This is a genomic window from Cupriavidus sp. GW822-FHT02D05, from assembly GCF_058802485.1.
Map to the genome: position 1 here is coordinate 39,966 of NZ_JBXAOE010000040.1, position 12,491 is coordinate 52,456.

Consider the following 12,491-nt stretch of genomic DNA (forward strand, 5'->3'; position numbering starts at 1 on the left):
GCCGGCCATGGCAAGCACACCCCTGCCCTGGCGTGAAGCCTGCTGGCGCTTCACGCGCCGCTGGCTCTACCTGGTGCACCGCTGGGCCGGTATCGCGGGCTGCCTGCTGATCGCCATGTGGTTTCTCTCGGGACTGGTCATGATGTACGTGGCCTTTCCCGCGCTGACCGACACCGAGCGCCACGCGGGGCTCCCGCCGCTGGACCTGCCCGGGGTAAGGATCACGCCGGATGCCGCGATGGCCAGCGCGGGCCTCACCCGCTTTCCGCGCAGCCTGCGCCTGGAGATGATGGGCGCGCACCCGGTCTACCGGATGATCGACTGGAACGGCAAGCCTTACACCGTCTCCGCCCGCGACGCGGCGCCCATCGAGCAGGTGGATGCCGTTGCCGCGCAAGCCATCGCCCAACGTTTCTCCGGCGCGGCGGGCGCGCGCTGGGTGGAAACCGCGGAGCGCGACCAGTGGACCGTGCCCAACGGGCTCAATCCCTGGCGGCCGCTGCATCGCATTGTGCTGGACGATGCGGCCGGCTCCGAGCTGTATGTGTCTGCCCGGACCGGCGAGGTGATGCGCGACACGAACCGCGCCGAACGGTTCTGGAACTGGCTCGGCTCGGTACCGCACTGGCTGTACTTCACGCCGGTGCGGGCCGACCCGCCGCTATGGCGGCAGGTAGTGCTGTGGACCTCCGGCGCGTGCATTGCCGTGGCCGTCAGCGGCATCTGGATCGGCTGGCTGCGGCTGCGCGTGCGCCGCCGGTTTGCGCACGGCAGCGCCGGCGGCACGTCGCCCTATCACGGCTGGATGGCCTGGCACCATATCGCCGGGCTGGCCGCATCGCTGTTCCTCGTGGCGTGGCTGGCCAGCGGCTGGCTATCGGTCAATCCCAATCAGTGGTTTCCCGGGCGCGCGTTTGCGCAGCCAGCGCTGGAACGCTACGCCGGAGAAACCCTGCCGCGCTTTCCCGCCGGCGATGGTGCGGCGCTGGCGAGCCTGCTGTCCGACACCGCGCTGCCTCCAAGGGAGATCAAGCTGGCCTGGCAGGCCGGCGTGCCGGTCATGCTGGTGGCGACCGCGGCCACCACGCACGCCTATCACGCCAACACCGGCGCGCCGCTGGCGCTCTCTGCCCGGACACTGGCCCAGGCAGCCGCGCGGCTGATGCTGGACGCCACCGTGGCCAGCCACGACCTGCTGCACGAGGACGACGCGTACTGGTACAGCCACCACCAGCCGCGCAAGCTGCCGGTGCTGCGCGTGCGCTTTGACGACGACTGCGCCACGTGGATGTACATCGACCCGGACACCGGCAACCTGCTGGGCCGCAGCGACCGCAGCCGCCGTGCCTACCGATGGCTGTTCCATGCCGCGCACAGCTGGGACTTTGGCTGGCTGGTGCGCCATCGCCCGGCCTGGGATGCAACGGTCTGGTTACTTTCGGTTGCCGGGCTGGTAGTCTCGGTCAGTGGCGTGGTGATTGGCTGGCGCAGGTTGTTTCGCGGGCGCCGCCGGCGGGCTTGAGTCCCGGCCTGGCGTCCATCCATTCAGAATTCCCCATCTTTCACGGACCGCTCATGTTCCGCTTTCTAGCCAGCATCTTCAACGACCAGGACGCCGACGTGCGCCGCAAGGTCATTGCGCTCTACGTCTTCCTGATCGCCGCCAACGTGGGGGCCTGGCTGTGGGCACTGGCAGCGTTGCGCGACCACCCCATGCTGCTGGCGTCCGCCGTGCTGGCCTACACGCTCGGCCTGCGCCACGCCGTTGACGCCGACCATATCGCCGCCATCGACAACGTCACGCGCAAGCTGATGCAGGAAGGCAAGCGCCCGGTGACGGTCGGCTTCTTCTTCTCGCTCGGCCACTCCACCGTGGTCACGCTGATGTCGATCGGCATCGCGGTTGCCGCCGCCGCGCTGCAAACGCGCTTTGCCGACATGAAAGCCGTGGGCGGCATGATCGGCACCAGCGTCTCCGCGCTGTTCCTGTTCCTGCTGGCCTTCTTCAACCTGCTGATCCTGATCTCCGTGTGGCGTGCCTTCCGCGCGGTCAAGCGCGGCGAAGCGCTCAAGGAGCAGGACCTGGACCTGCTGCTGAACAACCGCGGCGTGCTCTCGCGGCTGTTCCGCCCGCTGTTCCGGCTGGCCAGCCGCAGCTGGCACATGTTCCCGATAGGGCTGCTGTTCGGTCTCGGCTTCGATACCGCCACCGAGGTGGCGCTGTTCGGGCTATCGGCGGCGGAGGCGGCAAAAGGCGTGCCGTTCTGGACCATCATGGTGTTCCCCGCCCTGTTCACCGCCGGCATGTCGCTGGTGGACACCACCGACGGCATCCTGATGCTAGGCGCTTACGGCTGGGCCTTCACCAAGCCGATCCGCAAGCTCTACTACAACATGACCATCACGCTGGTCTCGGTGGTGGTCGCAGTGGTCATCGGCGGCATCGAAGCACTCGGGCTGATCGCCGACAAGCTCGGGCTGGAAGGCGGCCTGTGGGATGTGATCGGGGAGCTGAACGAGCATTTCGGCATGCTCGGCTATGTGATCATCGGCGTGTTCGTGCTGAGCTGGCTGATCTCGATGGTGGTGTACCGGGTCCGGCGTTATGACGAGATCGAGGTGAGGATGGGGTGAAGGTATGGTGGGACGGATAACCGCTTAGCGCTGATATGCGACCGTCATCGACTACAAGCTCAAAAGCGCGGAATCGGAGGATAAGGCGGTCATTTCCATAATCCCAGAACGCGTTTGGGCGGATTCGGGCTGGCCGCCTGCGCCGTGCTGGCGGCCCCAAGAGATCAGGTGCGGTTGCCGCCACCACTGTGCCCGCGCCTGAATAAAGAAGTTGGCGCCCGTGCCGGGTCGTGCGGCGCGGGCTGGAGTGAGTGGCGCGTGGTCATGAGGTTGGATATGCGGACGAGGGGCTGGCTCAAACACTGATCCGGGCCGGGATCGGCGCGAGCAACTCGTGCGGTGTGGCAATGCGCTGCGGGGCTTTGTGCACCATGGTGAAGGTGTAGTCGATACCCATGCCATATGTGCCAGAGTGCTCTCTGACGACTTGCATTACGGCGTCGTGCGTCTCGCGGCGGGCCCAGTCGCGTTGCCATTCGAGCAGTACCTGTTGCCAGGTCACCGGCACGACGCCGGCCTGTACCATGCGTTGCATGGCGAAGATGTGATGTGATGTGATGTGATGTGATGGATCAACCCTGGAGGGTCGATACCGACGCTGCATCATATCCGAGGGCGGTTCTGATGGTCAGCATGAAGATCGGATCTGCATGTGATTGCTTGTGCAGCGCGAATCCAACCTCGGCAAATGGACTCGTGACGGAGAGATCGGGGTTCGCAGCCTGAAAGGCAAAACACATCAGAAACTCGCAGTCGTGGCGTTGGGCCTCGACACCGAAATTAATCACCCCGAGGTGCCAATCTCCCTCATCCTTGGTTAGAGAAATCAGGAGCTGGCGGGCGCGCGCCTCAAGATACGCGCGATTCTGCACGATGGACGCGGCTTTCGCGATGCCCAGTGAGCTCGGCATGCCATGCAAATCGGCGACGACAACTTCCGTAAGATCCGTGAGCACCGCCATCCATTCGTCGCGCGGCGTAGCACCGAGCCTGTTGATGAGCGAAAACTCACCAGGTGTTGCGAACCCCAATTCGCCGCGCGGCTCCGATGCCGGCATCGGATGCGAACTCGATTTGGTGGCCGCCGGCAGCAGCGCCATGCGCGCCAAAGGATCGTTCAACCGCGAACAATGTTCAATGGCTTCGATCGTCGCCCGCCGAATGCGATCGATGGGCAGGCCATGACTCGGGGCTGCCATTGCGGCGGCTCTGTCCATTCGAGTCGCTTGAGCGTTTCGAGCCAGCAGCGCCTCGACATCCATCCGATAGTGCCGTCCAAACTGTAGATGCTTCTGCCTGAGTCTCGCCGACTGATCCCGAAGCCAAATGTCGCCAAGGTCTGCATAGGCGTCTGGCTGCACTTCATTGATGGGCATGACGGACTCCTTGCTTGAAGACATACCGGGCGGATACCGGGCCCGTGGAACCGAGACATGTCGCGACTGGCTCGCAATGAAGAGTAGGCGGCCGGTCTTGGCCGCGCTCTCCGTTTCTTGCGATTGAATCCAATACGCCTATCTGTTCCGCACGTGCGAAGGCTTGCGCGCCAATGGAATCCACGACACGACACTGGAGCGGCTAGCCACTCTAGTGCGCACCGCTCGCACAGACGATGAGGTACCGTCACTGGCCTAGACGGTACGTCGATCTTCGGATTGGTTTGCGCAGCAAGAATCGGAGTTCTTAACAACGTGGGGATGCCTATTCTCTTGCTCAGGGCATCGAATGGTTTCGATGAACCTTCCCGAAACTAACTGTGAGGACCTTTCCAATGAGCAAAGAAGAGCAGAACAAGGCCGTCGTCGGTCGTTGGTTCACGGAATTCTGGGGCAAGAACGTCAATCTGGCGGTGATCGATGAGATTGCCGCCCCGAACATGCTGCTCAAGTATTCGCTGCACGAACCTCGTCGTGGTCGCGAGGATATCAAGGCCTTCATGACCGACTTTCGTGCCGCGTTCCCGGATCTCAACTTCTGGGGCACGGCAGAGCTGATTGCCGAAGGCGACTATGTCGTCGGCCAGTGGGAAGGTGGCGGCACCCACACGGGCCCGGCATTTGATGACTTCCTGAGTGGCGGTCTGCCTGCCGCAACTGGCCGCAAGATGCATTTCACCGGTACTACCGTGCTGAAGGTGATCGGCGGCAGGATCGTGGAAGAACTCGGCCTGGACGACGGTGTGGCTGCGCTGACCCAGCTCGGGCTGATCAAGGAGGCCGCCATTAATGGCGACGGCTGATTTCCAGGAATCAGGAGAAGTGGCGCGACGTGGAGTATGCGCGTCGCGCGACGCCTATTCATTGCGCACCTCATATCCACGTTGCGTGATTCCAGAATGCCTGAGCAGAAACCGAGCGCACCGGATAGGATGAGGTCGCAGATTCCTGGACAGTGAGATCGATCAGTCTTGAGAGGACATCACTGCCATGATTCGAATCGGTTACGCACCCGGTGCCTATGATCTCTTTCACATCGGGCACCTCAATCTTCTGCGACAAGCCAAGGAGCATTGCGACGTTCTCATCGCCGGCGTCGTGGCCGACGAGGTTCTGATTCAGCACAAGGGGGTGAAGCCTGTCATTCCGCTCGCTGAGCGATTGGAGATTGTCCGCAATGTGCGCTATGTCGATGCGGCCAATCCTGCGTTCACCAATGACAAGGTCGAGATCTGGAAGGACCTGCGGTTCAATGTCCTGTTCAAGGGGGATGATTGGCGCGGAACCGAAAAAGGCTATCGGCTCGAACGAAGCTTGGCGGGTCTCGGTGTCGAAGTTTTCTACTTTCCATATGGAAGGCGCACATCGAGCAGTGCGCTTCGCCAGACCCTGCAAAACATCGACGACCTCGCTGTACGAGTGCGCCGATGTGAGCTTGTGATGGACGCTATCTTTGCCATCTGACGGCCGCCCTATCGCGGACACGTAATCTGCCTATGGCCCAGCCCTCACTTCTTGCATCGCGTTTGCGATGCCCTCCATGATGAATAAAATCTCGTGTGCAGAGCCCATTGCACAGTCGCTGGCTACTTGGGTAGCCGCAGTAAGAGTCGCCTTGCTGCCACAGAACCTCATTGCATCGAGACTCGATGACATGCGGCTGGAAGACCTCGTCCTCGATCTTCTCGACCTCGACGAGAGCGAGGCAGCGCAACTGGAAGCGTTGTCAGGGTCAAAAGTGCCATTCCATCGAAGTCCTGAGAGCTATTGCGAATCGTTGCTGCAGGCAATTCGGCAGCTTCGATTGTTCAAGCTGTTCGCCAGAACGCACGGTGGGGACCATCATCGAAGTGTTTGCCCTGCGGCTTACAACGAACGTACCGGCGGGCACCATCCAGAAGAGATGGCGCGCTGGCGTACCGACTTTCGTGCGATGGCCCCTGAACAGCAGATGATGGCCGCGACCGTCATTTGGCTCTACCGGTCTGGGCCCGATTCGATCTGGCTGCGGCGAGTCCCTAGTACCTGGAAGGCGTCCGAGGCCCTGCACTACATGCAAGACGCAGGATGTCTCACGCTCTGGCTCCAACTCATCGCCAGATACCCCGGCTGGTGAGTCGCGCCGCCAAAGAATTCAACCGCAAAGATCGGAGTTTCTCAGCGGGCGTGAATTTCTACACTTACGACACCCTGAAGCCGATGCGAGCGATTTGCCATGAGAATTCGTTCTTTTCCCACGTTCAAGTACAACTTCCGTGCCCCGGGAACCCGGGTAGAGGGCCCTATTCGATTCGCCGTCGGCCAGACATTGCAGGGTATGGTTCTCGTTGGACGAAGCCAGCTGGAAGTAGCTCAGGATCTCGGCAGGCCGGCAGCCGTTCGCGCCGTGGCGGGTGCCTGCGCCGCAAACGTGTTGGCCATCGTCATTCCCTGCCATCGTGTGGTGCGCAGCGATGGCTCTGTGTCCGGCTATCGCTGGGGTGTCGAGCGCAAGCTTGCCATGTTGGCCGAGGAGCGCGCGCAATGAGGGCCAATGCGGGGCGCTATAGCCCCATGGAACGCTTGACCTACGACTGGATCGACATGGAGCGTTCGCTTGATGCCCATGGAAATGTCGTCTTGCCTGGCCTGCTGGCTGCGGAGCAATGCGATGAGCTCGCGGCGCTGTACTCGAAGGAGGAAGGCTTTCGCGCTCGGATCGTCATGGCTCGCCACGGATTCGGGCGGGGTGAATACAAGTACTTCACATACCCGTTGCCACCGCTGCTCAATTGGCTGCGGCATGCGCTGTATCCCCAACTCGTGCCGATCGCAAATCGCTGGAACCGGCAGTTGGGAATCGACACGCGATACCCGGATGAGCTGGATGTATTCCTCGACCGATGTCACCAGGCCGGGCAGACGCGGCCGACGCCGCTAATCCTCCAGTATGGCGAAGGTGACTACAACTGCCTGCATCAGGATCTCTACGGCGAGCACGTTTTCCCGTTGCAGGTGGCAATTCTCTTGTCGGAACCTGGCAGGGACTTCGCCGGTGGCGAGTTCGTCATGACGGAGTGTTCGACCAAAGGGCAACGCGCCGATGTCGTCGCACTGCGCCAGGGCGATGCAGTGGTATTCACCGTCAACAAGCGGCCAGCGACGGGGTTGCGTGGCATCAAAAACGTGGCGATGCGGCATGGCGTCAGCCGCATCCGCAGCGGCAAGCGGCATACGGTGGGGCTTATCTTCCACGACTCGAGGTGAACATGGAGCCGTGTGAACGCTTCGAGACAAGTGGCGAACGCTTGCGCCTGGGTTCAGGCGCCTTGGTGCTGCGCGGATTCGCACTGCCGTATGTGAGCGAACTGATGCCCGCCATTTCTGACATCGCGGCCATGTCGCCGTTTCGACACATGGTGACGCCTGGAGGTTTCACCATGTCGGTTGCGCTGACGAACTGCGGGGCACTGGGATGGACGACAGACCGGCGTGGCTACCGGTACACCTCAATTGATCCGGACACCGGCGAGCGGTGGCCTGCCATGCCCGACGCGTTCGCGCGACTCGCCAACGAAGCAGCGGCAGCAGCGGGATTCGCCGATTTTGAGCCAGATTCCTGTCTGGTGAATCGCTACTTGCCTGGCGCGAGGCTCTCGTTGCACCAGGACAAGAACGAGCGGGACTACGAAGCACCTATTGTCTCGGTCTCTTTAGGCATGAGGGCCACCTTCCTGTTTGGTGGACATGAGCGCTCCGATCCCACGCTCAAAGTTTTTCTGCACCACGGTGATGTGATGGTATGGGGAGAGGCCGATCGCCCGCGCTATCACGGGGTGATGCCGTTAAAAGAAGAGCCGCATCCGCTGCTCGGAAGTCAACGCATCAACTTCACCTTCCGCAAAGCGGGATGAGCATCGGAATTCAAGAGCAAGAGTCGGAGTTTTTTCCCGAGACGATACACCTAAAGTAGCCGCAGTTGCCAAGACGCTCCCATGCACTCGATATCCATGGAACCGACGAACAAACGGGCCGAAGCGCGCCGCCAGATTGAGGCCTATTGCCAGTCGTTGGTGGACATGGGCGCGGCGCAATGGCGGGTCGGCGATGCCGGTGCCATCGAGCTGCGCATGGAAAGCGGCGAGGCCTACCTGTTTGGAGAATGGGGCGTTACCCGCCTGAGATGAGCAGACTGACCACACCAAGTGTGCCCGCCGATTCATTCAACAAGGAGTGCATCATGCAATTGTTCTTGAGCTATCTGGAGTCGCCGCTGGGCGACCTACTGCTCGTCACCGATGCGCGGCAGATTGTGCGCGGGCTCGATTTTGCCGACCACAAGGCGCGCCAGCATCGCAGCTTGCGCGAGCACTATGGCAGTGTCGAGCTGGTTGAAGTTCCGGCCCCATCCGAGATCGCCGAAGCCTTGGCTCGCTATTTTTCGGGTGAATTGGGCGCGCTGGATGCCCTGCGGACTGAGACCGCTGGCTCTCAGCTTCAGCGCCGGGTCTGGGCCGCGCTGCGCCGCATTCCGGCCGGCACGACCACGACCTACGGCAAGCTGGCCAAGGAACTGGGCTTCGACGATCCGCGCGCGGCCATCGACATCGGTGCAGCCAATGGCGCCAATCCGATCGCCGTCATCGTACCGTGTCATCGGGTCATCGCCAGCAATGGCGACCTCAAGGGTTACGCCTGGGGGGTGCCCCGTAAGCGCTGGCTATTGGAACACGAGAGGGCGATCGCGCCAGAGCGTGCCGAACCACAGACTGCCATGCTGCCGGGGATCTGATCTTGGCCGATACCATTGCAGCTGACTTGTCTCCGCGCGCGTACGAACGGGCCTCTCAGTACTTGTCCGGTCTAGATGCAGACTGGGCGCGCCATATCGCCATCGTTGGCCCATGCCGACATGAGGCCAAACCTGCGCGCGAGCCCTACGAAGCCTTGGTGCGCGCCATCGCCTACCAACAGTTGCACGCCAAGGCCGGCGATGCGATTCTTGCGCGACTGCTGGCGCTCTATCCGGGAGCCTCCTTCCCATCGCCGGCACAACTCCTGTCGACCGATCCTGAGTCACAGCGCGCGTGCGGCTTCTCGGCCGCCAAGCTGGCCACCATACGTGGCATTGCGCAGGCCGCCGTGGACGGATTTGTGCCCAGTCTCGATGAAGCTCGGCGCCTTCCTGACGCCGCGCTGATCGAGCGCTTGGTCTGCCTGCGTGGCGTGGGGCGCTGGACCGTCGAAATGTTCCTGATCTACTCATTGGAGCGCTCAGACATCCTGCCGGTGGACGACTTCGGCGTGCGCGAGGGTTACCGGCGCCTGAAGGGCTTGGAGGAGGCGCCGACACCTCGGCAGTTGCGCGAGATCGGCGGGGCCTGGAGTCCCTGGCGGACTGTCGCGGCCTGGTACTTGTGGCGACTGCCGCCTAAATGATGAAATTCATTCGCAAGAATCGGAGTTCTTGCGAATGAATTCCTGCCTATCCTGTCTCTGTGATTGACGATTCCAGGACTGTCGCCATGAATACGACCCATGTCTACGAAACCGAGGATACCCGTTGGGAGGCTGTGCAGGCGCGGGATGTCGCGGCCGATGGGCACTTCGTCTATGCCGTGCGCACCACGGGTGTGTACTGTCAGCCTAGCTCTACGGCACGGTTACCCAAGCGCGAAAATGTGGAGTTCTTCGACTCGGCAAAAGCTGCCGAAGCGGCGGGCTACCGCCGCAGCCGCCGCGCACGTGGCGACCAGACCAGCGCGGCAGCCGAGCGCGCCGCGCTGGTGGAGTGTGCCTGTCGCCTGATCGAGGCGTCAGAGACACCGCCCCAGCTCGACGACCTGGCAGCCGAAATCGGCATGAGCCCGTTCCACTTCCACCGTCTGTTCAGGGCCGAAACGGGCCTCACCCCCAAAGCCTACAGCTCGGCCTATCGTGCCCGCAAGTTGAGGGAGGAGTTGAGCACACCCAACGCTTCGGTCACCAACGCGATTTATGGCGCCGGCTTCAACTCCAATAGCCGGTTCTACGAAGCCTCCGACCATCTGCTGGGCATGCGGGCGCGAGACTACCTGGCAGGCGGCACCGGGGCGGTCATTCGATTCGCGGTGGGACAGTGCTCGCTAGGTGCCATTCTGGTCGCACAGAGCCAGCGCGGCATTTGCGCCATTCTGTTGGGCGATGACCCGGATGCGCTGGTGCGTGACCTGCAGGACCAGTTCCGCAAGGCTCGGCTTATCGGCGGCGATGCTGAGTTCGAGCAATTGATCGCCCAGGTAGTGGGGTTCATCGAGGCACCGGCTATCGGGCTGCACTTACCGTTGGACGTACAGGGCACGGCCTTCCAGGAGCGCGTCTGGCGGGTTCTGCGCGAGATTCCGCCGGGCACGACCGTGAGCTACGCGGAGATCGCCGAGCGCATCGGCGCTCCCAAGGCCGTGCGTGCCGTAGCGCAGGCCTGTGCAGCGAACCACATTGCCGTGGCCATTCCATGCCACCGCGTGGTGCGGCGCGATGGCGATATCGCCGGCTACCGCTGGGGCGTGGATCGCAAGCGCGAATTGCTCCAACGCGAAGCTCAAACCTGAAAGGATGCTGCCATGACGCAATTCTCCGATGCGCTCAATCAACTGGATTGGTTTGCCATATACGGCCACCTGGATGCAGACGGCTACGCCGTGATTCCGGGACTGCTTGCAGCCGATCGGGCGCGCGAGCTGGCGCGGCGGACCGATTTCGACGGAAAGACGCGCCGAATGCCATTGGTGACCACCGAGCTCGGGCAAGGTGATCTGTTCTACTTCGATCAGAACTTACCAGACCCGTGGCAGTCGCTGCACGAAGCGTTTTATCCCAAGCTCGCGGCAATTGCCAACTCATGGAACGAGCGACTGGACATAAGTTACCGCTACCCAGAGGAATTGTCCGCTTTCCTCCAGCAATGCAGCGCGGCGGGACAGAAGCGCGGCCAGTCTTACTTGAGCCGGTTGAGTGCTGGAGACTACGTCGCGTTGCACCAACGCAGTGATGCAGAGCACGTATTCCCGATGCAAGTCGTTGCCTTGCTTACGACACCGGGCGACGACTTCCTCGGCGGGGAGTTTGTCATGACGGAGCAGCGCCCACGCATGCAATCACGGCCACTGGTCGTTCCGCTCAAACTTGGCGATGTGGCCATTATCACGACAGCTCAGCGCCCGTTCAAAGGCACGCGTGGCGACTATCGGGTCAACCTCAAGCACGCGATCAGTCGCATCCGGCAGGGTGAACGTATTGGCGTGGAACTCACGTTCCATCATTTTGTGTGAGCCTAAATGGTGGATCGGACTATGACCGAATCGAGAACCTGGACGCTGATCGGACGGGACGGCAAGCCCTATGAAAGCTCGGTGCCAGGCACACTTGGTGGCCATCGAGGCGGGCGGATCTACGGCAGATTTGATTGCCGGGCGGCCCTGCAGTCCATCGCCCGCGGGGGCTATATCAAACAGCGGGTCTTCTTTCTCGACGAGTCGATCGCTATCGCCGCCTGCTTCCGGCCGTGTGCGGTTTGCATGCCTGTTCGATACGCTGCCTGGAAGAGGACGCAAGCCACTGGAAGCCGCCCTACATCACGAAATCGAGTGCAGTCATGACCGCTGAAACGCTATTCAACGCGGTCTTGGAGAAGGCCTCGGGAAGAGAACCCTTGAAACCGCAGTCCCTGGCCGACAAGCTTGCGATGGTTGACTGGCTCGCATTCGAGGAAGCGTTGACGCGCGATGGATACGCCGTGATTCCGGCGCTCTTGACATGCGAGCAGTGCGAGTCAGTCACTGGATACTTTCCTGAGGACCAGCGATTCCGAAGCCGGATCGTGATGGAGCGATACGCATTTGGGCGAGGCGAATACAAATACTTTCGAGACCCACTGCCTGATCTCATCAGTGAACTGCGGCGCGACCTCTATCCACGTCTCTCGCCAATTGCGAATCGCTGGCATGCGGTCATGCGCATTGCGGAGAGGTTTCCGGCCACACATGCGGAATTCAGCGAAATCTGCCGCCGGGCAGGACAGACCCGTCCAACCCCGCTCCTGCTACGCTATGGCGCCAACGATTATTGTTGCCTCCACCAAGATCTGTATGGCGACCACGTATTTCCGTTCCAGGCGGTCTTCTTGCTCAACGAGCCGGGGCGCGACTTTGACGGTGGCGAGTTGCTGCTAACCGAAACGCACCCGACAAAGCCGGGACGTGCTCAGGTCGTGCCCCTGCGTCAAGGTGATGCAGCAATCTTTGCCGTGAATCACAGACCCGTGCGCTCGGCGCGAGGATTCCATCGCCTGAGTCTGCGTCATGGTGTTAGCAGGCTGCATCGGGGTCAGCGGCATACCTTGGGCATCATCTTTCATGATGCTAGATAATTGGCGTACGTCGGTCCGCCATTCGGGGCAGGAGT

At 61.8% G+C, this 12,491-nt stretch carries 16 protein-coding genes and 1 pseudogene; 15 read left to right on the top strand and 2 right to left on the bottom strand.

All coding sequences use genetic code 11. The features are described from left to right. The first annotated feature begins 7 nt into the window (after positions 1–7). Together AC1RQK_RS35790 and AC1RQK_RS35795 are read left to right on the top strand one after the other, a co-directional pair. Complete coding sequence (locus tag AC1RQK_RS35790) at positions 8–1,522, top strand: PepSY domain-containing protein (protein WP_492814132.1); 1,515 nt, start codon at positions 8–10, stop codon at positions 1,520–1,522. A 53-nt stretch (positions 1,523–1,575) separates the two neighbouring features. After that, on the top strand, positions 1,576–2,634 hold the full coding sequence (locus AC1RQK_RS35795) for a HoxN/HupN/NixA family nickel/cobalt transporter (RefSeq protein WP_492814134.1): 1,059 nt from the start codon (positions 1,576–1,578) through the stop codon (positions 2,632–2,634). A gap of 295 nt (positions 2,635–2,929) precedes the next feature. Here the strand turns inward: AC1RQK_RS35795 and AC1RQK_RS35800 are convergent. Together AC1RQK_RS35800 and AC1RQK_RS35805 are read right to left on the bottom strand one after the other, a co-directional pair. Continuing rightward, positions 2,930–3,181, bottom strand: a pseudogene (locus AC1RQK_RS35800) (hydrolase); the annotation flags it as partial. Positions 3,182–3,206: 25 nt separating this feature from the next. Further along, positions 3,207–4,010 carry a hypothetical protein gene (locus AC1RQK_RS35805; protein WP_492814136.1) on the bottom strand — a complete coding sequence of 268 codons (804 nt, stop codon included), beginning with the start codon at positions 4,008–4,010 and terminating at the stop codon, positions 3,207–3,209. 395 nt (positions 4,011–4,405) lie between these two features. Between AC1RQK_RS35805 and AC1RQK_RS35810 the strand changes: the two genes are divergently transcribed. The 13 genes from AC1RQK_RS35810 to AC1RQK_RS35870 all read left to right on the top strand — a co-directional run bounded on the left by AC1RQK_RS35810 (position 4,406) and on the right by AC1RQK_RS35870 (position 12,456). Next, on the top strand, positions 4,406–4,873 hold the full coding sequence (locus AC1RQK_RS35810) for an ester cyclase (protein ID WP_492373025.1): 468 nt from the start codon (positions 4,406–4,408) through the stop codon (positions 4,871–4,873). 187 nt (positions 4,874–5,060) lie between these two features. Next, positions 5,061–5,534, top strand: a complete 474-nt coding sequence (locus tag AC1RQK_RS35815) for an FAD synthase family protein (RefSeq protein WP_492373026.1) — start codon at positions 5,061–5,063, stop codon at positions 5,532–5,534. A 76-nt stretch (positions 5,535–5,610) separates the two neighbouring features. Continuing rightward, complete coding sequence (locus AC1RQK_RS35820) at positions 5,611–6,186, top strand: hypothetical protein (RefSeq protein ID WP_492814138.1); 576 nt, start codon at positions 5,611–5,613, stop codon at positions 6,184–6,186. 99 nt (positions 6,187–6,285) lie between these two features. Continuing rightward, the gene (locus tag AC1RQK_RS35825; protein WP_492814140.1) at positions 6,286–6,597 is read left to right on the top strand and encodes a methylated-DNA--[protein]-cysteine S-methyltransferase; all 312 of its coding nucleotides are present in this window, start codon (positions 6,286–6,288) and stop codon (positions 6,595–6,597) included. Positions 6,598–6,623: 26 nt separating this feature from the next. Beyond that, the gene (locus AC1RQK_RS35830; protein ID WP_492373029.1) at positions 6,624–7,316 is read left to right on the top strand and encodes a 2OG-Fe(II) oxygenase; all 693 of its coding nucleotides are present in this window, start codon (positions 6,624–6,626) and stop codon (positions 7,314–7,316) included. 2 nt (positions 7,317–7,318) lie between these two features. Beyond that, a complete protein-coding gene (alkB, locus tag AC1RQK_RS35835; protein WP_492373030.1) occupies positions 7,319–7,963 on the top strand; it encodes a DNA oxidative demethylase AlkB in 645 nt (214 codons plus the stop codon). 96 nt (positions 7,964–8,059) lie between these two features. Continuing rightward, positions 8,060–8,236, top strand: a complete 177-nt coding sequence (locus AC1RQK_RS35840) for a hypothetical protein (RefSeq protein WP_492373031.1) — start codon at positions 8,060–8,062, stop codon at positions 8,234–8,236. 53 nt (positions 8,237–8,289) lie between these two features. Next, positions 8,290–8,841, top strand: coding sequence for a methylated-DNA--[protein]-cysteine S-methyltransferase (locus tag AC1RQK_RS35845; protein WP_492373032.1), 552 nt, complete (start codon positions 8,290–8,292; stop codon positions 8,839–8,841). Between the two features lie 2 nt (positions 8,842–8,843). Further along, the gene (locus AC1RQK_RS35850; RefSeq protein WP_492373033.1) at positions 8,844–9,488 is read left to right on the top strand and encodes a DNA-3-methyladenine glycosylase family protein; all 645 of its coding nucleotides are present in this window, start codon (positions 8,844–8,846) and stop codon (positions 9,486–9,488) included. An 86-nt stretch (positions 9,489–9,574) separates the two neighbouring features. Beyond that, on the top strand, positions 9,575–10,639 hold the full coding sequence (gene ada, locus AC1RQK_RS35855; protein WP_492373034.1) for a bifunctional DNA-binding transcriptional regulator/O6-methylguanine-DNA methyltransferase Ada: 1,065 nt from the start codon (positions 9,575–9,577) through the stop codon (positions 10,637–10,639). Between the two features lie 12 nt (positions 10,640–10,651). Continuing rightward, positions 10,652–11,359 carry a 2OG-Fe(II) oxygenase gene (locus tag AC1RQK_RS35860; protein WP_492373035.1) on the top strand — a complete coding sequence of 236 codons (708 nt, stop codon included), beginning with the start codon at positions 10,652–10,654 and terminating at the stop codon, positions 11,357–11,359. 21 nt (positions 11,360–11,380) lie between these two features. Then, the gene (locus AC1RQK_RS35865) at positions 11,381–11,686 is read left to right on the top strand and encodes a metal-binding protein (RefSeq protein ID WP_492373036.1); all 306 of its coding nucleotides are present in this window, start codon (positions 11,381–11,383) and stop codon (positions 11,684–11,686) included. Beyond that, positions 11,683–12,456: a 2OG-Fe(II) oxygenase gene (locus AC1RQK_RS35870; RefSeq protein WP_492373037.1), complete on the top strand. Its 774-nt coding sequence runs from the start codon at positions 11,683–11,685 to the stop codon at positions 12,454–12,456. The genes AC1RQK_RS35865 and AC1RQK_RS35870 overlap by 4 nt, the downstream gene beginning before the upstream one ends. Positions 12,457–12,491 lie beyond the last annotated feature (35 nt).